Origin of the sequence: Lysinibacillus sp. NPDC056185 (assembly GCF_047737915.1) — a bacterium.
GTDB lineage: Bacteria > Bacillota > Bacilli > Bacillales_A > Planococcaceae > Lysinibacillus.
Genome location: NZ_JBLLLQ010000004.1, coordinates 86,875 through 107,426 on the forward strand (window position 1 = coordinate 86,875; position 20,552 = coordinate 107,426).

Annotated in this window: 18 protein-coding genes and 1 pseudogene; 3 read left to right on the plus strand and 16 right to left on the minus strand. The window is 37.2% G+C overall.

The features are described 5' to 3' along the window. Positions 1-96 precede the first annotated feature (96 nt). Together ACMZ42_RS05850 and ACMZ42_RS05855 are read left to right on the plus strand one after the other, a co-directional pair. Positions 97-938: pseudogene (locus tag ACMZ42_RS05850) on the plus strand (IS1595 family transposase). 53 nt (positions 939-991) lie between these two features. Beyond that, complete coding sequence (locus ACMZ42_RS05855; RefSeq protein ID WP_415730891.1) at positions 992-1,651, plus strand: hypothetical protein; 660 nt, start codon at positions 992-994, stop codon at positions 1,649-1,651. 140 nt (positions 1,652-1,791) lie between these two features. On the opposite strand, the gene ACMZ42_RS05860 is transcribed toward ACMZ42_RS05855, so the two are convergent. The 8 genes from ACMZ42_RS05860 to ACMZ42_RS05895 form a co-directional block, all read right to left on the minus strand. Then, on the minus strand, positions 1,792-3,228 hold the full coding sequence (locus tag ACMZ42_RS05860; protein ID WP_415730892.1) for a sensor histidine kinase: 1,437 nt from the start codon (positions 3,226-3,228) through the stop codon (positions 1,792-1,794). Next, positions 3,216-3,878 (minus strand): response regulator transcription factor, encoded by a 663-nt coding sequence (locus tag ACMZ42_RS05865; protein WP_415730893.1) that lies wholly within the window; start codon positions 3,876-3,878, stop codon positions 3,216-3,218. Before ACMZ42_RS05865 ends, ACMZ42_RS05860 begins: the two co-directional genes overlap by 13 nt. Before the next feature lie 22 nt (positions 3,879-3,900). After that, complete coding sequence (locus tag ACMZ42_RS05870; protein ID WP_415730894.1) at positions 3,901-4,656, minus strand: lantibiotic immunity ABC transporter MutG family permease subunit; 756 nt, start codon at positions 4,654-4,656, stop codon at positions 3,901-3,903. Between the two features lie 3 nt (positions 4,657-4,659). Next, positions 4,660-5,388, minus strand: coding sequence for a lantibiotic immunity ABC transporter MutE/EpiE family permease subunit (locus ACMZ42_RS05875; RefSeq protein ID WP_370075138.1), 729 nt, complete (start codon positions 5,386-5,388; stop codon positions 4,660-4,662). Position 5,389: 1 nt separating this feature from the next. Beyond that, positions 5,390-6,097 carry a lantibiotic protection ABC transporter ATP-binding protein gene (locus ACMZ42_RS05880; RefSeq protein WP_370075139.1) on the minus strand — a complete coding sequence of 236 codons (708 nt, stop codon included), beginning with the start codon at positions 6,095-6,097 and terminating at the stop codon, positions 5,390-5,392. 705 nt (positions 6,098-6,802) lie between these two features. After that, on the minus strand, positions 6,803-7,996 hold the full coding sequence (locus ACMZ42_RS05885) for an MFS transporter (protein ID WP_415730895.1): 1,194 nt from the start codon (positions 7,994-7,996) through the stop codon (positions 6,803-6,805). Then, a complete protein-coding gene (locus tag ACMZ42_RS05890) occupies positions 7,989-8,198 on the minus strand; it encodes a hypothetical protein (protein ID WP_402868046.1) in 210 nt (69 codons plus the stop codon). Before ACMZ42_RS05890 ends, ACMZ42_RS05885 begins: the two co-directional genes overlap by 8 nt. Positions 8,199-8,642: 444 nt before the next feature. Further along, positions 8,643-9,548 (minus strand): DMT family transporter, encoded by a 906-nt coding sequence (locus ACMZ42_RS05895; RefSeq protein ID WP_415730896.1) that lies wholly within the window; start codon positions 9,546-9,548, stop codon positions 8,643-8,645. 145 nt (positions 9,549-9,693) lie between these two features. Between ACMZ42_RS05895 and ACMZ42_RS05900 the strand changes: the two genes are divergently transcribed. Then, positions 9,694-11,019, plus strand: a complete 1,326-nt coding sequence (locus tag ACMZ42_RS05900) for a PLP-dependent aminotransferase family protein (protein ID WP_415730897.1) — start codon at positions 9,694-9,696, stop codon at positions 11,017-11,019. Positions 11,020-11,187: 168 nt separating this feature from the next. Here the strand turns inward: ACMZ42_RS05900 and ACMZ42_RS05905 are convergent, their stop codons facing one another. The 8 genes from ACMZ42_RS05905 to galU form a co-directional block, all read right to left on the minus strand. After that, entirely contained in the window at positions 11,188-12,054 is an 867-nt protein-coding gene (locus tag ACMZ42_RS05905) for a 2-oxoacid:ferredoxin oxidoreductase subunit beta (RefSeq protein WP_415730898.1), read from the minus strand. Next, positions 12,054-13,793, minus strand: coding sequence for a 2-oxoacid:acceptor oxidoreductase subunit alpha (locus ACMZ42_RS05910; protein WP_415730899.1), 1,740 nt, complete (start codon positions 13,791-13,793; stop codon positions 12,054-12,056). Before ACMZ42_RS05910 ends, ACMZ42_RS05905 begins: the two co-directional genes overlap by 1 nt. Before the next feature lie 309 nt (positions 13,794-14,102). Further along, positions 14,103-14,369 carry a stage V sporulation protein S gene (locus tag ACMZ42_RS05915; RefSeq protein WP_010858535.1) on the minus strand — a complete coding sequence of 89 codons (267 nt, stop codon included), beginning with the start codon at positions 14,367-14,369 and terminating at the stop codon, positions 14,103-14,105. A 922-nt stretch (positions 14,370-15,291) separates the two neighbouring features. After that, positions 15,292-16,089, minus strand: a complete 798-nt coding sequence (locus ACMZ42_RS05920; protein ID WP_370075147.1) for a TIGR00282 family metallophosphoesterase — start codon at positions 16,087-16,089, stop codon at positions 15,292-15,294. A gap of 115 nt (positions 16,090-16,204) precedes the next feature. Continuing rightward, positions 16,205-16,912, minus strand: a complete 708-nt coding sequence (locus tag ACMZ42_RS05925; RefSeq protein ID WP_370075148.1) for a CpsD/CapB family tyrosine-protein kinase — start codon at positions 16,910-16,912, stop codon at positions 16,205-16,207. 2 nt (positions 16,913-16,914) lie between these two features. Further along, complete coding sequence (locus tag ACMZ42_RS05930) at positions 16,915-17,628, minus strand: YveK family protein (protein WP_415730900.1); 714 nt, start codon at positions 17,626-17,628, stop codon at positions 16,915-16,917. A gap of 279 nt (positions 17,629-17,907) precedes the next feature. Then, positions 17,908-19,257 (minus strand): glucose-6-phosphate isomerase, encoded by a 1,350-nt coding sequence (locus ACMZ42_RS05935; RefSeq protein ID WP_415730901.1) that lies wholly within the window; start codon positions 19,255-19,257, stop codon positions 17,908-17,910. Between the two features lie 45 nt (positions 19,258-19,302). Next, entirely contained in the window at positions 19,303-20,196 is an 894-nt protein-coding gene (gene galU, locus ACMZ42_RS05940; protein ID WP_402868064.1) for a UTP--glucose-1-phosphate uridylyltransferase GalU, read from the minus strand. Positions 20,197-20,552: the final 356 nt, after the last annotated feature.

The following is a 20,552-nucleotide window of genomic DNA, read 5'->3' on the forward strand; positions in this document are numbered from 1 at the left end:
GCCCGAACACGCTCCCCATTTTTTCCCTTTCCAACAAAAACAAAAAGAATGATATTTTATCAGGTGTGTTAACCAACCATTTTTATTAATTAGGCTCTGTTAAAGAATAAACCTTCCTCTACTGTTGGTGGTCGTCTAATCGATGAAATGCGAGAAGCACGTTTTAAAGAAGGCTTTGAATGCCCTCATTGTACTTCTGAACACATTAATAGATTTGGCAAAGCTAATGGTCGCCAACGCTATCACTGTAAGGCTTGTCGTAAAACGTTTACGGATACCACAAATACAATTCTGTTCCGAACTCGAAAAGGAAATGAGTGGATTACTTTTGTTGAATGTATGTTTAAAGGGTATTCCCTGCGGAAATCGTAGGAGTTACTTGGGTATTGGAGACACAAGCTATTAACAGCCCTTAAACAAATGGATTTTGAAAAATTTGACGGTATTGTTGAAATTGACGAGACTTTTTCCTATACTCTGAAAAAGGACGACGTAATATCACGGAACGCAAACCTCGTAAGCGAGGCGGAAAATCTAAGCATAGAGGAATAAGCAAAGTACAAGTCTGTGTTCTTGTCGCAAGAGACCGAACTAAATCCACTGTTTCAAAGGTAGCGTGTATGGGACATGTTGTGAAAACTAAGGTTGATTCTATGATTGGGTCTAAATTGTCAACGGATAATGTTATTGTTGGAGATACGTTATTAGAGGTTTGTACCATATCCAAAATGTAAACGGACTTCATTCACGACTAAAACAGTGGATAAACCGTTTCAAAGGTGTGGCTACTAAATACCTTGATGCTTGGCTTTTATTTGTCAGATAGTCATAGTAACGAAAGCACGAAGCACAACATCAAAGAGTTTCTATTGACTTCATTTGTTTTTGAAGTGACTGAAACGTATCAGAGTTTACGTTTATCGAAATTTGCTATTTAGTACTTATTAAACTATCGACGCAGGTTAATACGATAAAGGACTTATTTAAGGAGATGAATAAGGTGATAAGAAGTAAAGTAGCACTTATTAGTTCAGCTATTATTTTATGCATATGTACGTATTTATTTTTCCCATTTCCTGATAATGTAATGTTAGGCTCATTGTCTACATTCATGACGTTTCCAATCCGCAATCAAGATGGATATATTGTGCTTGGTATAATTGGTTCAGCTTTGTTTGTAATTGCCATGATTTTACTCATTATTGGCTTAAAGAAATACCACTTTCGAACTGTATTAATCGTTGCAATAGTATATGGATTATTACCACAAATTCTCATTACATTCTACCAAGAAACTTTAGCGAGTGGCATTATCGCAATTTCATATGATGGCAATGGCAAGTGCAATTTTGATTCTGTTAGTGAAGATTTATTAAAAGGAGAGTGTAATTTTGTATTACATAATCATAGCAATGAAGTTGTCTCACTTGAGTTAGAATTTTTAGATTCATATTTCATGGATGGAATACGAATGGAATCACTCATGAATTTAGCTGGACCATATAGCATTACTATTGAAGCGAATCATAAAAAATCTATCCAATTGAATGAATTACTCGATGTCTCAGATGTTCCAAAGCATATTGAAGGAGGAACGTCCTTTGACATTCATTTTAAAATAATTGACGATGAGACTACACGAACTTTATAAATATGTCACTTATAATAATATTGTGAAGAGACTCACCTAAGCTAACAGGTGCGTTCAAAAAAACGGGGAACCTCAACAAATGAAGGTTCCCCTAATTACTATTTAAAAAAATCAACATTTAAATTTAACAAAGCCATTAATTAAAGGCTCGTCATCATAGAGTGAGATTGATTTCCGTTCTGGCTGGGCGCTTCTTTGATTAGGATCGGGATTGGGATTGTTATGGTCACTTTACCCCCACCAGCTGATGAATTATTGGAAATTAGCAGTTTTCCACCATGACTCTGAACAATTGATTGGGCAATATAAAGTCCCATCCCATGGTGATCTCCTGCATTTCTGCTTGGATCTCCGCGATAAAATTGTTTGGTAGCCTCATTTAAATCTCTCGGAGAAAATCCACGGCCGCTATCGGTAACGGTAAACTGAATAAAGTCAGAAGCGCTTTGAACAGTTAATGTCACCTTTCCGTTTTCAGGTGTGTGCTCTACAGCATTGGCAATGACATTTAAAATCGCCCGATAGAACCGCTCTTCATCAATCAATATAAATGCAGGAAGCATTTCCTTTTGAACATCCACTTGAAGCCTTTTTTCCAACGAAAGAGCTCTCATTTGATCTTCTACTTCTGTCATCAATGCATCCGTTTTAACATTCGTTTTTTCCCGAACGATATTTTTCTCCATTTTCGATAAATCAATTAGCTCTTTCGTGAATTTTTCTATTTCCATTGTATTTTTTAAAATATAGTCATTATATTCTCTTTGTATATCATCTTGAGCAGTGTCCTGTAAGAGCTCTGCATTCCCTCGAATAATTGTAAGAGGTGTTTTCAGATCGTGGGCAAGAGAAGAAATTTGTTCTCTACGTGCCTGTTCTGATTCCCATTGTTGTTTTAAGGAGATGTTTAGAGCCTCTCTCATTTGCTCAAGAGAAATGGATATTTCATCTATTTCACGTATTCCAGAAGGGCTTATCGTAAAATCCAAATTTTGATTTTGTATTTTTTCAATCGCTTCCTGCAAGCCAAACATTTTTTTCTTAAGCTTTCTTCCGAAATGGATCGCAAGGCCAGTTGCTATAGTTATAACCCCTATAATAAACAATAGAATATCTAACAGTTGTGGATTAGGTAAATACTTCCTCATAATAGCCGAACGATACTGTGGCACTAAATCATACCGTAATATACAAATCTCATTTTCTCGCTCTATAAACGAGTAAAATTGGGCGATACTTTGAGATTGTTCTTTTTTCATTGCATCCCAAGCTTTAAAAGCTTCCTTCTCTGAAAGATTTCCTGCAAGAAGTTCACCTTCTTTAGAGAAGACTGCGTAATCAACAAGGTCTGGGATCATATCAGCTGTAACTGAACTACTAGACGCAATACGATCCCTTGATAATGAAATTTGAGTTTCTGCATAATTTGCTGGTAATACAATGTTGGTAGAAAGGGCAAACAACGTTAAACCGATTAGTAGTACTACTAACAGAATGGTGCCTAAACTTAGGAAAAGGAGATAACGAAGAAAAAAAGTATGTAGTCTTGTGCCTTTAGTAGGCTTTATTGTCTCCATTTATATCCGATCCCCCAAACAGTGTCAATGGCGTCAACATTAAAAGCATGTAGCTTTGAACGAATATTTTTAATATGCTCAGTAATAGCAGTACTGTCACTTTTCCCATCAAATCCAAAAATAGTTTCATAAATCTTTTCTTTAGAAAACACCTGTCCTCTATTTCGAGCTAGATATTCGCATATTTCGTATTCACTTTTTGTCAGCATTACCTTCTCTTCATTTACAAACAGCTCTTTGCCCGATAGATTGAAGTGAACATTATCTACAAAAAGAATACTACGTCTCTCTCTTTTTTCGCGTCTCAAATGTGCATTCACTCTCGCACGTAGCTCTCCGATTCCAAACGGCTTGATAATATAATCATCTGCGCCAAGACCTAGTCCATACATTAGATCCTCCTCCAACGATTTAGCCGTTAAAAAAAGGATAGGACAATCTACAGCATGACGTATTTGGCCACATAAAGTAAATCCATCAATTTCGGGCATCATCACATCCAATAAAATTAAATCAAAGGCACCAAGATTCATTTTACTTACTTCTGTTGCATCAGAGACTGCCGTTACTAAATGCTCGTCTTTTAGTAATGCATTTTTTATCAATACTAAAATACCTTTTTCATCATCTACTGCTAATATTTTTGCCATATTTCTACCCTCATCATTTTCCCTAACCTTCTGTTTTTCTTCCTTCCCATTTCCAAAACCATAAACAAGATAGGACTAACACTAGCAATGTTCCACAAACTGAAGCAATAATACCTTCCCGTAGTCCTACTTCCACCGTTGATAGGTCAAGCCCTGACGCCTTCATTGTCCATAATGTAACAAAGTGACCACCCCAACCATAAGGTATAAATGACCAAATACCATCACCTAGTCCAGTAAGCAGTAAGGCTACTAAAAGTGATTCCACAATCCCTAACCCGATTGAGGCGCCTTTACCAAAATGAAGACTAACAAAAAAATGTAAAATATATAAAAATGCAAAGCTTACAAATAGAATACATCCAGCTATAAAATAAAATTGATAACCAAAAGTATCTTCATGCAAAAGGTCAATAAAACCAACACTAAAAATACCGACAGACAGTAATATTGCTCCAAAACTATATAATAATAACAATAGTAACTTGCTTAAATAGGCAACTATTTTTGTTTTAGTAGCTGTTAGCATCTCCTGAAAATGTCCTGCAATTGCTTCTTGCTCAGCTACCATTGCACAAACTAATCCAATAATAATTGGAAACCCGCATGCAACTCCTTGAAGATAAGCCGTTACCCTATCAGTAAAACCCCATGGTGAGTAAGTATAGTATGCTAAAAATATCCCTGAAATAATAATAGGTACAATTAGATGTGTGAGCAAAAATGGCGTTCTTTTTGTTTTAAGAAACTCTGCTCTAAGTAATCTTAACATTACCATACACTATTTCGCCTCCCTTTTTTGAAACCAACGTGCAGTAAAGAAGCTAAGTAATGCAAACCATGCTAAAGCAATTAATATACCTGGAACTATAACCGACATGCTCAATAAAGGGCTACCCTCAGGCACTGGCAGACCATTTGGTAAAATCTCTAATGTTGGACATATTAGTCTTGCTGTAATGGCGTAAGGAACACTATACCAAAAATCCCCAATAGCAAATGCAATCATACCAGCAAGATTGCCGACTAAATTTATAAAAATAGCCATATAAGTTCCTAATTTTGCCGTAAGGAATAAACAAAGTGGAATTTGCCATAAAAACGTTACGAAAATTAACAAACTACCTGTAAGACTATTTATGAAAGAAAAGCTATTACCAAAAAGTATTCCACCAGCAGTAATTCCTGCAAAGAAAATAAGTGAAATTAATAACAACCAGGCACTACATGCAAGTATTTTGCCAAACCAAATCTTCTTCAGATCAATCGGCATTGCGAGAATACTATGATATTTCAATTTAGCATCTTTTTCCACCACTATTGCACAACATATCGTCAGAGCACCTGGTAAGAGCATTGTATACCACCAATTATAAGCACCCTTTTGAAAATAGCTTCCTCCCATTAATAATGCAGTTAGTACTATCCCCACTATGGGTGCTAGCCAAACTAATTTAACAATAAAAGTCTTTTTCCATTTTAATCTTTCAGCCTTCATAATTGATATCATGTTACATGCCTGCCTTTCTATTGGTAGACACTACTTGCATAAATAATGATTCTAATTCCTGTCCTTGTGGCGCAACTCCCTGATAACCTAATTTTCCTCCCGCTATAATGCCAATTTCATCAACGACCTGCTCTACCTCTGACAGGATATGGCTAGATAAAATGACAGTAATCCCTTGCTCTGGAAAAGAGCGAATCAGTTTCCGAAGCTCTTGAATGCCGATTGGATCGAGGCCATTCGTTGGCTCATCAAGTATTAAAAGCTTTGGATAGTTTAATAACGCAATAGCTATTCCTAGGCGTTGTTTCATTCCTAACGAAAACTGTCCTGCTCGTTTTTTTCCTGTATTGGTTAAGTCAACAATTCTTAATACTTCATCAATACGTGACTGTGGCAATCCGAGGGCAATCGTTCGAACCTTTAGATTTTCTCTTGCCGTTAAATTTTCATAAAGCGGTGGTGTTTCAATTAATACACCAATGTCTTTTAAATCATTTCGATTCCATTCACGTCCATTCAAAAGAATCTTTCCTGCATTCGGACGCAGCATCCCTGTTATCATTTTTAACGCTGTTGATTTCCCAGCACCATTTGGACCAAGTAAACCGTAAACAGTATTGCGAGGTATCGTTAACGACAAGTCCTCTACAATTTTTTGCCCCTTAAAGCTTTTACTAAGATTTTCTGTTTGTAAAATAATATCTTCCATCTATAATCATCTTCCTTTCGATGACTATAGTGTAGGAAATGATTATAAGGATTTTATAAGGATATCGAAATTTTTTGTGGAGAATTACTTAGAAAACAATGATAGATTATAGCTTCGGCAAAGCGAGGGGTTGATTTCCGTTCCGACTGAGCGCTTTCCTGGGGGCGTCCGATGAGCCGCTTCACTCGCGCTGCTCGCTCCAGGGTCTCGGGCCAACACGATGTTGGTCACGAAGGCGTTATCACAGGACGTGATGGTTTTAGCCTTCGTTCCCCTATCGCTAATCCCCAAGGAGTCGCTCAGTCTCCACTCCAATCAACCACTTCACTTATCGTGTATCTCTTGTTATAAAACGAAAAAATACAAAGGCTAACACTATGCCAGCCATTAGCGGAGATTTCCATACGAAAACTTCGGGATGAACAAGAAAATTCCTATTGAGGCATGGATGAAGATATGCACGATTGTTTACTAATGCAGTCTATTTTAGTTTTTAAATTTTAGTGAAGTACGATTAGCATTTATCAATCTGAAGCTGAATGATATTTGGATTAAGTGGGATTTCACAAAAAAACAAAACATTCCTGCTTGTTTTATTTTCATTGAACAAGCAGAAATGTAAATGGTGTTTCTTTTATCAAAGTTTCGACATATTCACTGAGATAAACATTTAATGACTCTAATAAAATTTTAATATACTACTATTTACTGCCGACGAGGCTTAAATGCTTGTTCTTTTTTTCTGTATACTATCAATAAACCAATTAAACTTAATAATAAAAGTATCCAAGGAAAAGAACCTGCTCCCATTTGATTTAACATTAATCCACCTACAAATCCACCACCAGCTACGGAAAGGTTGAATATCGTTACAAAAATAGATTGTGCAACATCTGCACCTTCTCCGGTAGCATCTGCCATGGCTGTTTGCAATAACGTTGGTGCTCCGCCAAAAGTTAGTCCCCAAGCAGCTATGGAAAGAAAAATGAGCAGTGTCATCCCATTTGCGATTCCTAACACCAAGGAACTAATTGCAAAAGCTCCCAGACTAATTATTGTCATCAAGCGTAAATGATGATCAATATATATACCAATGATCCAAATGCCTACTACCGACGTAATACCAAAAGTAAATAAAGCAAAACCTACATGATTGCCGACATGAGTCATGTATGGGGCAATATAGGTGTAGAGAATATTATGACCCAAGATCCATACCAATACAACACACAGTATTGGACGTACACCAGGCAATCTGAGGATCTCATAAATAGATTGACGCTGTCCGGTAGTTTGTCCAGGATAATCTGGTACTTTCGTATAAATCCATATCATTAAAAGGAGTGTCCCCCCGCTGATAATTAAAAAGATGGCTTGCCATTCCAGATACATCCCCAACCAAGTTCCAATTGGTACACCCAGTGACAATGCAATCGGCTGTCCTGTTCCTGCGATAGCTAGTGCACGACCTTGTAAAGGCGGTGCTACCATACGACGCGCATATCCTGCTACCAGTCCCCAGAGCAATCCAGTAGCCATTCCTGCAATAAAACGTAATACCAAGGTAAGCACATAATACGGTGAAAGTGCTGTTAATGTATTGGCAAAAAACAAAATACATAGTGCCATTAACAACACTTTTTTCCGGTACCATCTTTGTGTTAATGCAACAAGTGGGATAGCTGCTACAACCGATCCAATTGCAAAAAGTGTGACAAACTGACCTGCCAATGCCTCTGAAATATCAAGCCCTTGACTGATTTGCGGAAGTAAGCCGGCAGGTATCGTTTCTGTCATAATGGCAAGAAAACTGGCAACTGATAGTGCGATGAGATTCCATATTGGGAGTTTTTCGGTGTGTAATGCTTCTTGATTGTCTATTCTAATCGATTTATTCACCTTTTTTCCCTGCTAACCCGGAAGCTACCATATCTTTGTCACCATGTCCTTTATCAACCGCACGTTGAAACCTTTGTAATTCGGCACGTGTAATATCAAACTTATGTTTTTGTAAATTTGCAGCCACAGGAGCACCTATAATTCCTGTACCAAGTACAGTAATTGTTTTTACTTCTGATTTTATACCATTAATATGAACCATTTATATACCTCCCGTAAATAAACTATTATCAAAATACAATCCTTGGTACTGCTCCAGCACTTTTCAATTAAGCATCTATCACTCCTAATCAGTCTGTTAATCCTCATTATGATAGAAGTTTTGACATTGTGTTCTAAAAAATAATGCATTTGTATCGATACGAATGCATCAGACTGTAGATAAACTCGAGAAAATTTGAGAGTTTATCTACAGTCTTTGTATGAAGTAAAGCTGTTAATTTCCTCTTTGGGCGAATGCTTTCAGTAGGCGGGATTGAGCTACTTCCCTCCACCTTTTTTTGCATAACAGTTACTGCGATTCTCGTAGTCGCAAAATAGATTTTTCAAAACCATACGATGATACACCGCGCTGAATATCCTCATAAATCCTTCCTTCCAAAACATTGAGTTTTTTCTTATTTCATCAAATTCTTGAATGGCATTTTTATGTTGCATTAGAGCAATCCGGTTTCTTCTTAGCGTTCACCAAAATAACTCCTAAAATAATTACCATCGCACCGATAACATGGTAATAATGGAACGACTCGCTTAAAAACAATACGCCCGAAAGAATTGTTATCAAAGTAGTAACATTGTTAAACACACTCACTTGAATAACCGGTAATTTGGATACGGCGTAAATAGACAATAATGACGTACCGAGTGTAGATAGAACTCCTAAAAATAAAATCGATAACAAATAAGGAATCTCCTTTACGGAATCCACATATTCATTGACAGATCCACCGTTTATAAAGTACATGGCATTAAAGAATAGAAAGCCACTGAACATGATATATATCGTAATTTGGATTGGAGCCACTGTTTTTGTTGCGCTTCTAGACATCACTTGCCAAATGGCCATTGCCAAAATAGATAATATAATCAACAGGTTACCGATTAGATGAAATTCATATCCTCCCGAGTTATTCATCAGCTGTAAAAAAACGACTCCTGCAACGCTCAAAGAGATTCCTATTCCTTGTATTCTTTGAATCTGTTCTTTCAAAAATAATCGTGCCAATAGAACCGTTATGGCAGGAGCAATAGCTTGGATGATTCCTGCTTCTGTAACAGTTGTCTGATTAAGTCCAAGTATCTGGCTGCTAAAAAACAGAATCGGATAAATCAGCGAAATAACCAACACCAACATAACTTCCTTCCGATTTAACCTTAAGTTAATCGGTCTTATGGCTAGTAATAGAAGCAATCCTAAAAAGGCAAATGTAAATCGTTGCGCTAATATTAGTAATTGTCCTTCATATGTTAAGGCAATTTTGATAAACATAAAGGAAAATCCAATAATAATGGAAAAAACAACGGCTGCCACTAATGCACTATTTTTTCTCACGATTTCCTCCCTCCTTCTTTTTTAGAATAAAGGAAGAATGTTGTATACATTGAATTTCTTTTTATCTCTGTATCGATACGGACAAGGCATAATCAAGCATAGCTAGAATAAATTCATGGTAATCTATTGTTATGGGAGGGATAGCATGCGGAAACATCAACTGATTGCAAATAGCATACTGCAAGATATTGAGCAGGGAAAATATAATGAGCGTCTCCCATCTGTAAGGAAATTGATGGATACTTTTGGAGTGAGTCAAGTCACGATAACACAAGCACTGCAACATTTGGTTGGAATGAATAGAATATACGCTAAGCCAAATGTAGGCTATTTTATTATTTCAAAAAAAGGAAAAGTTGCTTCTTTTAATGGAATATACGACTTTTCCACTGCCTCTACTTCCTGGACGGACTTTCCATTGGACAGTTATTCGCAATGTTTGGAAACAGCTATTCAAAATGGAAAATCAGAATTATTCACCTATGGAGCAACAACCGGTAATGAGGAACTGAAAAGCTTATTTCAAAAATTATTAGCAGAAGATCAGATTTTCTCTAAAAAAGAACAAATCATGATAACAAGCGGTACACAGCAAGCTTTGCATATTCTGGCTTTAATAATGATGACCAAAAAAGAATCCATTCTGATAGAGCAGCCAACCTATCATCAGATCATAAATCTGATTGAACGTCTCCATTTGGATTATATTACCTGCTATCGAGATTTTGACAAGATAGATTTAAAAGAATTAGAAGAAATGATTAAAATCAAGCGTCCCAACTATGTCTATTTAATGCCACGGCTTCATAATCCACTTGGTACTACCATGGATGAACAGGAAAAATGTATGCTTTTAGATTATGCGAAAAAGTACCATTTTTATATAATAGAAGATGATTATTTGGGTGATTTTGAAGGAAGCAATAGCTACAAAACACTTTATGAAATGGATACGAATCAGTGCGTAATTTATTTAAAGAGCTTTTCTAAAATTATGTTTCCTGGTCAGAGGTTAGGTATCATTGTTCTGCCCGAGGACATGATCGAGACCTTTCGAAGCTTTAAAGAGGTTATTGATATCCATACGAATTCTTTAAGTCAAGTTATTATGCAGACGTTTATGGAAAGTGGGTTATATGCACACCATAAGGATAAAATCGTGTTCAGACATCAACAGAAAGCAAACACTCTGCGTGAGGTACTAAGAACTTACTTTTCTGACTATCAATTTAATGATAATCATCAAATGCATACGGTAATCAAGCTTCCGAAACAAATAAATATGAATAAGCTTCACGAAGAATTAGCCAAACGACAAGTTTTAGTAGATGATTACAAAAAAAATTATATAGCTGGATATAAACATAATCATAAATTTCTTAAGCTGAACACAACTAGTATCCCAGAAAATAAAATTGGCGAAGGGATTCATTTAATTCAGGAAGCTATAGAAACAAGTAAATTATTTTGATATTTTACTTTGTATCGTTACAAAGTCATTTTCATGATCACTATCAGCGTTACATGCTATGCCTTACTCATGGTTCAATAGCGAATACCTGCTACGTCGTTCCACGCGAATTACACAAAAAAAAGCATTTGGAATGTCATCATTCCAAATGCTTTGATTTTATCATTTTTACATAAATTCTTTCACTAATTCATTAAAATCATTTTCGCTCATTTTAATATCAATATCCGTTAATGGTAGCTCTGAATAGCCTGGTACTTTTTCTTGATATGAAGCTGTTTCAGTATCTTGATAAATAATACCTGTTACTAAACCTTCATGCTCCATCACTGTACGCATTGCCATACTACGGTCAGAATTGTCATAGCCTTCAATATCAGCAAGCTTCGTTAAGTTTTCTTTAAACCAATCGTACGTGTTCACTTTGTTATACGTAACACAAGGTGAGAATACGTTGATGAATGAGAAGCCTTTATGATTAATGCCTGCTTCAATTAATGCTGTTAACTCTTTAATATCTGTTGAGAAACCTTGTGCGACAAATGTAGCTCCACTTGTTAAAGCTACTTCTAATGGTTTTAATGAAGGCTCAATCGCACCACCTGGCGTAGATTTTGTAATAAATCCAGCTGCAGAACGTGGAGATGTTTGCCCCTTTGTTAAACCATAAATTTGGTTATCCATAACAACGTATGTGATGTCAATATTACGACGGATGGAATGAATTGTATGACCCATACCAATCGCAAAGCCATCCCCGTCACCACCAGAAGCAATAACGTTTAACTCACGGTTAGCCATTTTTAAACCTTGTGCAATCGGTAATGCACGACCATGAATACCGTGGAAACCGTAAGAATTAATGTATCCTGAAATACGACCAGAACAGCCAATCCCAGAGATAACAGCTAGTTCGTTTGGTTCAATTCCAACGTTAGCCGCGGCGCGCTGAATCGCTGCTTGTACAGAGAAGTCACCACAGCCTGGGCACCAGTTTGGTTTCACTGTATTACGAAAATCCTTAAATGTTGCCATTAGCGAGTCAACTCCTTCACACGATTTTCTAATTCACCTGGCAAGAATGGTGTACCATCATATTTCGTAATAGTCTCGATTTTATCGTGACCACCAACATTCATCTTCATAATATTTGCCAATTGACCTGTGTAGTTATTTTCTACAACGATTACTTTTTTCGCTTTTGCTACAAGTGGTGCCACCTCAGCAGATGGGAATGGGTGAATTAAACGAATATGTGCATGGTTCACCTTCATACCTTGAACATTTAAGCGTTCTTGTACTTCTTCAATAGCTCCACGTGTTGAGTTAAAGCCCACTAATAAAACATCAGCTTCTTCGTGTGGCGCATTTGAATATACTGGTTGATCAAATTTCAATGCCGCTAGCTTACGGAAACGTTTATCCATTTGTACTTGACGGTTACCTGATGCTTCAGATGGTTTACCTGTTTCATCATGCTCAACCCCTGTTACATGGTGAATACCATTCATCGTACCAGGTAGCACACGTGGTGAAATACCATCTTCCGTATCTTCATAACGTTTGAAGTATGCTTTATCAGCTGCTTCTTCAATGTCGCCTGTAACAATTTTACCACGACGAATTTCAATTTTATTGTAATCGAATGGCTCTACAGATTGTTTACCAAGAGATAATTGCAAGTCAGTCATTAAAATAACTGGTAATTGTAATTCCTCTGCAATGTTAAATGCTTGGATTGTGTCAAAGAATGCTTCTTCCATTGTAGATGGTGCAATGACTACTTTTGGAATTTCACCATGTGTACCATATAACATCGCCATTAAATCTGATTGCTCTTGTTTTGTTGGTAATCCTGTAGATGGACCACCACGTTGTGTGTCAACAACAACTAGTGGCTGCTCTGTCATACCTGAAAGACCAAGTGCTTCCATCATTAATGAAAGACCAGGGCCAGCAGAAGCTGTAAAGGCACGAACACCACCAAAGTTTGCCCCAATTGCCATTGTCGCTGCAGCAATTTCGTCTTCTGTTTGAATAACCGCACCACCGAATTTCGGTAATTTTTTAATAAGATATTCCATAATCTCAGAAGCTGGTGTAATTGGGTAAGCTGCCATAAAGCGTGTCCCAGCTGCAAGTGCACCAAGTGCTACTGCATCGTTTCCTATCATGAACATACGGCGTTTACCGTCTGCTGGTGCTAAAGCCCAGTCACCTACACGATCGCCTAACAGCTCATTCATTAATTCATGACCGCGTGCAATGGCCTCCATATTTTTTTGAACAACTTCTTCACCTTTTTTGCCAAAAATATCATCAACAACATTTTGGAACACTTCGTCCTCTAGATTTAGCAATGAAGCTGTTGCTCCGATCGCCACCATATTTTTCATCAACGAAGTACCAAGCTCTGCCGCTACCTCTGTAAAAGGTACTACAAATAATGGCGCTTTTGAATCTTCTGGCTTCACTGGAGTAAATTTTGAATCCGCTAAAATAATGCCTGTTTCTGTTAATTCTTTATAATTGACGTCGATTGTTTCTTGATCGAACGCTACTAAAATATCTAAATCATCCGCAATTGAACGTACTTCTGTTGGACGAACTGTAATTTTATTATTCGTATGGCCACCTTTAATTCGAGAAGAGAAATGACGATAACCGTACAGGAAGTAACCTAAACGATTCATTGCCGTTGAGAAAATTTCGCCTGTACTTTCAATCCCTTCACCCTGTTGCCCACCGACTTTCCATGAAAGCTGATGTAACATGTCAACAACTCCTTAGATCCAATGTATATACTATTATTTTTCCTTCATAAGTTTAACACGAAGAAACGGTCTGCACTATTGTTATTCCTCGATTTAAAAGAAATTCAGACCTTTGACTGAAAATAGCGTTCATAAAGTTGTAATTTTAAAATCAATTAAGTTTAAAAAATTAATTTGCGGATTTCAAGTGACATTTAACATATTAGTATGTAGAGCATGGGGGATTCTCTTCCTCAAATCCCGATTGTCTTATAAACAAAAAAATGCCTTGCAGCTTATTATGTGCAAGGCATTTTACTTTATTACTTTTTATCGAACACGTTTTTCCACAAGAAGCTTTAAGGCTGTACGTTCCTCACCAGCAATTAAAATATCGGCAAACGCCGGTGCGCAAATTAAATCCGTGCCACTTGGCGCTACAAATCCGCGTGCAATGGCCACTGCTTTCACGGCTTGGTTAAGTGCCCCTGCCCCAACTGCCTGCATTTCTGCTTGCCCTTTTTCTCTGATTACCGCGACTAATGCACCTGCAACTGAATTTGGATTAGAGCGTGATGATACTTTTAATGAATCCACAATTATTCCTCCCCGTTTCGCGAATAGTGTTTACGCTCAACAACTCATGTCCCCCTTGTTTGGACCTTAAGTTATTGTCGATAGGTCATTTTATGCTCGGCGAGAAGGAAATAGACTATTTTCATTTCTTATATATTGAAACAATCAAAAAAGACTGAAAATTTCATGTGGAAAATTTACTGGATCGATGAAATAAAGATATCATATTAAAAATAGTGGGGCTCATCAAAACGTGAGGGTGATTTCCGTTCCAGGCTACTCGCTTTGTTGCTGTCGCTTCGCTTTCGCACAGATAAAACATTTGCCGCTGACGCTTCGCTTTCGCGCAGAGCAGAGCTTCCTGTGGGCGAGCGTCGAGCCGCTTCCCGTGCAGGGTCTCGCCTGTCTCGCTTTCCCACGGGAGTCAGTAGCCTTCCACTCCAATCAACAATAGTGTAGAACTTTTTAAAAAAAGTATTTCAAAAGTGAACGTAATGGTTACACATCAGAATAAAGAAATATAGTTAAGGCGTTTGATATATATTGTTGCTATCGCTTCGCTTTCGCACAAAAAACACATCTTGTTGAGGCGTTGTTTTATCACTATAAATTAGATAAACATGCTAAGTGAAGTGGTTGATTGTAGTGGAGACTGGACGACTCCTTGAGGATTAGCGATAGGGGAACGAAGGCTAAAACCATCACGTCCTGTGATAACGCCTTCGTGACCAACATCGTGTTGGCCCGAGACCCTGGAGCGAGCAGCGCGAGTGAAGCGGCTCATCGGACGCCCCCAGGAAAGCGCCCAGTCGGAACGGAAATCAACCCTCGTTTTGCCGAAGAGCCTTATTATATTTAATAGATGCTTTAATTTCATTGACATAACAGTTTTTCAACACAAAAAAACTATTGCGCATTTATTAATACACAATAGTTTCTCTTCTTATGCTTGGAACGGATAATCTTCGTTTATATAAATTCGCTCGCAACGTAGTGCTTTTCCTGTTTTATCATCAATCTCTACAAAGAAACCACTTAACACATCGCGTCCTTTTTTAGGCACTTCAAAACGAGATGGCATGTTTGTTTGGAATTTATAAATGACACTTTCCTTCGTCATCCCTAAAATTTCATCGTATGGACCTGTCATACCAACGTCCGTAATATAGGCTGTTCCATTTGGATAAATACGTGCATCAGCTGTTTGCACATGCGTATGTGTACCAACGACTGCTGAGGCCTTACCATCTAAGTGCCATCCAAGTGCAATTTTTTCACTAGTCGCTTCTGCATGAAAATCCACGAATACAAGCGGTGACGTTTTATGTGCTTCTTCGATTAATTTCTCTGCCATCGCAAACGGATCCTCATGAGGAGGTAAAAATACTCGTCCATGTAAATTAATAACAGATAGTGTTACACCGTTTTTTGAAATTTGCACCATTCCTTTACCTGGTGCATCATTTGAAAAGTTCGCCGGGCGTATTAAATACTCTGCATCATCAATAAAATCAAAAATATCTTTATTATCCCAAGTATGATTGCCCATTGTGATAACATCTACACCCATTTGCAATAGATCATTATAAATATTTCGTGTAATGCCGCGACCTGCTGCTGCATTTTCACCATTGGCAATAATAACGTCTGTGTTATATTTTCTCTTTAAGCGTGGTAAATATTTTTCCACTGCATCGCGGCCGATTGAACCGACGATATCCCCAATAAATAGTACTTTCATTTGCAAGACCACTCTTTCTTTAATTAGCATCTTTTAGTTTACCATCTACCCCTAGTAAATCGCAAAATAAAACGCAAACCCATCCTGGATTTGCGACTAAGAAAGTTATTAAATTTTAATTATCTGTATATTGATAATAATATTGGCTTTTTGGCATGCTATATTTATTTAACACAACACCAATAATATTGGCTTTCGAAGCAGCTAAGAGTGTTTTCGCTTTTCCTACATCCTCTTTTTCTGCAATACCCGCACCGACGATTAATAGCGAACCATCGCATTTATTAGATAAAATTTGAGCATCAGCTACAGGTAATAGCGGAGGGGTATCAAAAATGATAAGATCAAATTTTTGATTCACCTCTTCTAAAAATCTATCCATAGTATAGGATAACAGTAATTCCGCTGGATTCGTTGGGATTGGTCCACTTGTAATGATAAACAACCCTTCCACAGATGTGTCCTGTAATACTTCATCATATTGACATTTTCTTTCTAATATTGATGATAACCCAAATAAATTGATAATATTAAATATATTATGCAACGTCGGTTTACGCATATCAGCATCTACGAGCAATACCCGTTTTCCTTCTTGTGCAAAAACAACACCAAGATTGGCAGCATTTGTTGACTTTCCTTCACCTGGTATAGAAGACGTAACTACTATCGTTTTAAGACCTTGCTTTGGCATAGCAAACTTAATATTCGTACGAATGGTCTTAAATTGCTCAGAAATCATTGATTTCGCATCCAAAACTGTAATAAGTTGACGCGGTTTTGTTAACAGTTTCTGGTTCTTTTTCTTTTTGGAACGAAGCATTTCTATGTCCTCCTAGCTTTACGGGATTTATAATTTTTTTCGGTGGGAAAAGCACCAACCAACCCCATAATAGGCAATGCTAAATCTTCAATATCCGACTCCGTCTTTATTGTTGTATCTAAAAACTCCAACAATAGAGCAATCCCTACACTAATTACAAACCCAATTACGGCACCCATGACAATATTAAGTAGTTTATTTGGTTTCACTGGGCTAGAATCTTTACTTATTTTTGCCTCTGATAAAATATTTATGTTATCAACATTCATTAGTTTCGGTATTTCTTTTTTAAATATAGTGGCAACTGTATTCGAGATGGTAACCGCTTTTTCTAAATCTGTATCTAAAACTTTAATATTAACCACTTTGGAGTTACTTTCGCTAGAAACGGTTATTTGCTCTGCCAACATTTCTGTTGTAATGTTTAGTTCAAGCTTATCAATAACTTTGTTTAAAATAGCAGGACTCTTAATAATAACATTATACGTATTGATTAATTGTAAATCCGTCTCTAGCTGTTGTGCCTGGGCATACGCTTCTTGATCATTAACTTTTTGATTCACTAAAAATTGCGTTTGTGCTTGATAGATAGGCGTAATTACAAAGTAACTTAGAGTAGCTGTAATGCCAATCGCAACAATAGTAAGACTTAGAATAAGGTATATACGCTTACGCAATATTTTAAATAATTTTTTCAAGTCAATTAGTTCTTCCACCTAAATTCCCTCCCTCGCCAAACCATTGTCGATGAATCAACTAAACGATTATATTTATCTTTCATATTGTTCGGCATCACTTTAAAAGTTCCATTTACTTCGATTCTTCACCAAAACATGTACTGGATCGTATATACAACTATGGGTTGACGCTTTTCTTCAGGGCTTTCAACTTGTATACTGACGCTACACATAGTCGTAGAAAAACATTGCTGTTCCCGCTGGAGTCGCAACTTTTTTAATTATCACTAAAGCACATTTAATCATAATTTCAATAGATTATTCATTTCGAATATAAACGCTACTTTTTGGTAGTTCCATGCCTAATGAATCTATCTTGATGGAATTATTAAATGTTTGTAATAGTTCTAACGTCTTTCGTTTATACGCTTCTACACCTGGCTGATCAAACGGATTCACTCCTAGAAGACTTGCACTCATTGCACATGCCTTCATAAAGAAATAGATTAAATAACCTATGTGATAGGCATCTAGTTTTGGGAGCATCAATTGAATAACAGGTACACCACCCTCTGCATGAGCAAGTGCTGTCCCATTCATGGAAAGCCCATTAATTTCATTGAATGTTCGTTTCGATAGATAATTCAAACCATCCTCATCTCGTACATCATATGGCACTTTACAATCATTTTCTATTTCCTTAAAATGCAGTAATGTTTCAAATAGGATCGGACTTCCTTCTTGAATAAACTGACCTATAGCATGTAAATCAGTTGAATAATTAACTGTCGTAGGAAATAGACCTTTTCGCTGTTTCCCTTCACTTTCACCAAACAACTGCATCCACCATTCATGGAACTTACATAATGCAGGTTCAAATGAAGCGAGCAGCTCCACTCTATACCCTCGGTTAAACATCACATGTCGCAACACTGCATATTGATAGGCTTCATTTCGCTCTAGCGCTGTATCTTGCAATGTTAACGCAGCATCCCTAGCACCTGCCATAAGCATCCGAATATCAACACCCGCAACCGCTGCTGGTAATAGCCCAACCGGAGTTAACACCGAATAGCGACCACCAATATCGGCTGGAATGGTAAATTGTCTATAACCTATGCGATCTGCTATCTGTTTCAAACGTCCGTTTTCCGCATCAGTCGTCACAATAATTCTGTCAACAGCCTCTTCCCCGTAACGTTTTTCCATAAACTGTCGCAACACACGAAATGCGAGTGCTGGTTCCATCGTTTCCCCAGACTTCGAAATGACGTTCACATACACACTTTTATTCGCTAAATATTGAAGCAAACTATCAATATAGGAACCACTCATATTTTGTCCAACATATATCACTTCAATACCATCAGTAGGACGAGTAAAATAAGGTGACAACGCATCTTGGATGGCACGTGCCCCTAAAAATGATCCCCCCACGCCAATAACAACAAGTACATCTGCATACGCATGAATTTCTCGCTTAGTATCCTCAATACGTTGCAATAAAGCACGCTGATCTTCAAGAGGTACATGTAACCAACCCGTTAACATCTCGCTACTCTCCGCTAAATGACGGTGAATCCACTCTACTTCCGCCTCATATATTGACCAATCTTGCTTAGTCATTTCAAAATTGAAAATGCTCATTTGAATAGTACGAATCGTCAAATCATCTCGTCCAATCCTATAATTTGGAATTCCTACTGACGTAAATCATTTTAATTCGAAGTGACTCTCCCTAAGTTGCTTCACTTTATTCAACAGTAAATTGGTAATCGCTTCATGTAACTCATCACGATCCAACGCAAAATCAATAATTGTATTAATAAAGCCAATATGCTCTCCAACATCATAGCGGCTTCCTTCTATTTCAAATGCAAATACACGCTGACAACTATTTAATGCTTCAATCGCATCTGTTAATTGAATTTCACCGCCCTTACCTTTTTTTTGTTCATCTAAAAAGGTGAAAATTTCTGGAGTTAAAATATACCTTCCTATGATTGCAAAATTTGAGGGGGCATCTCCGAAAGCAGGCTTCTCGATAAATTCCCTTACTTCCATCAAACGATTTTCTGTTGAAATCGGGTCAATGATTCCATAACGATGAACATCTACATCTGGAACCTTTTGCACACCTATAATACTCGAATACGTTTGATCATATTGCTCGATTAATTGTTTCAGACACGGAATCTCATTTTTCACAATATCATCCCCTAAAAGTACCGCAAAAGGTTCTTCCCCAATAAACTTACGTGCACACCATATCGCATGACCAAGGCCTAGAGGTTCCTTCTGACGAATATAGTGTATATCTACTTTAGAGGAGGCCTTTACTTTCTCGAGCATATCGAACTTCCCTTTTTCTAGTAAATTTGCCTCGAGCTCAAACGCATTATCAAAATGATCCTCAATTGCCCTTTTATTTTTACCTGTTACAATAATGATATCCTCAATACCTGAAGCTACTGCCTCTTCAACGATATATTGAATAGTCGGTTTATCAACAATCGGCAACATTTCCTTCGGCATTGCTTTGGTAGCTGGCAAAAAACGCGTACCTAATCCTGCTGCGGGTATAATGGCTTTACGTATTTTTTTCATTTAATCTCCCTTCGTGTAAGGCTGTCCTCTCCTATGGCATGTTGTTAATTTATTAATTCACGATCACGATTTAATTTACTTTTTAATATATTAATAACGATTACTTTTTATTCAAATATGTAATTGTCTTTTCCAATTTTAGTTAGTAATTATAAAAGTGCTACCTTATGCAGCAAACATTACAAAAGATAGCACTTTTCATTCTCATTAATACTGGCTCGTCACCAAAACTCGAGAATGACATCTGGCAAAGAGATATTTTAATATTAAAATACTGGGTAATTGGAATGAAGGGTTAACCAGTGTAGCTAACAACATTCACCTTCCGCTACAGAGCAAAGTTTCATTGCCTCCAA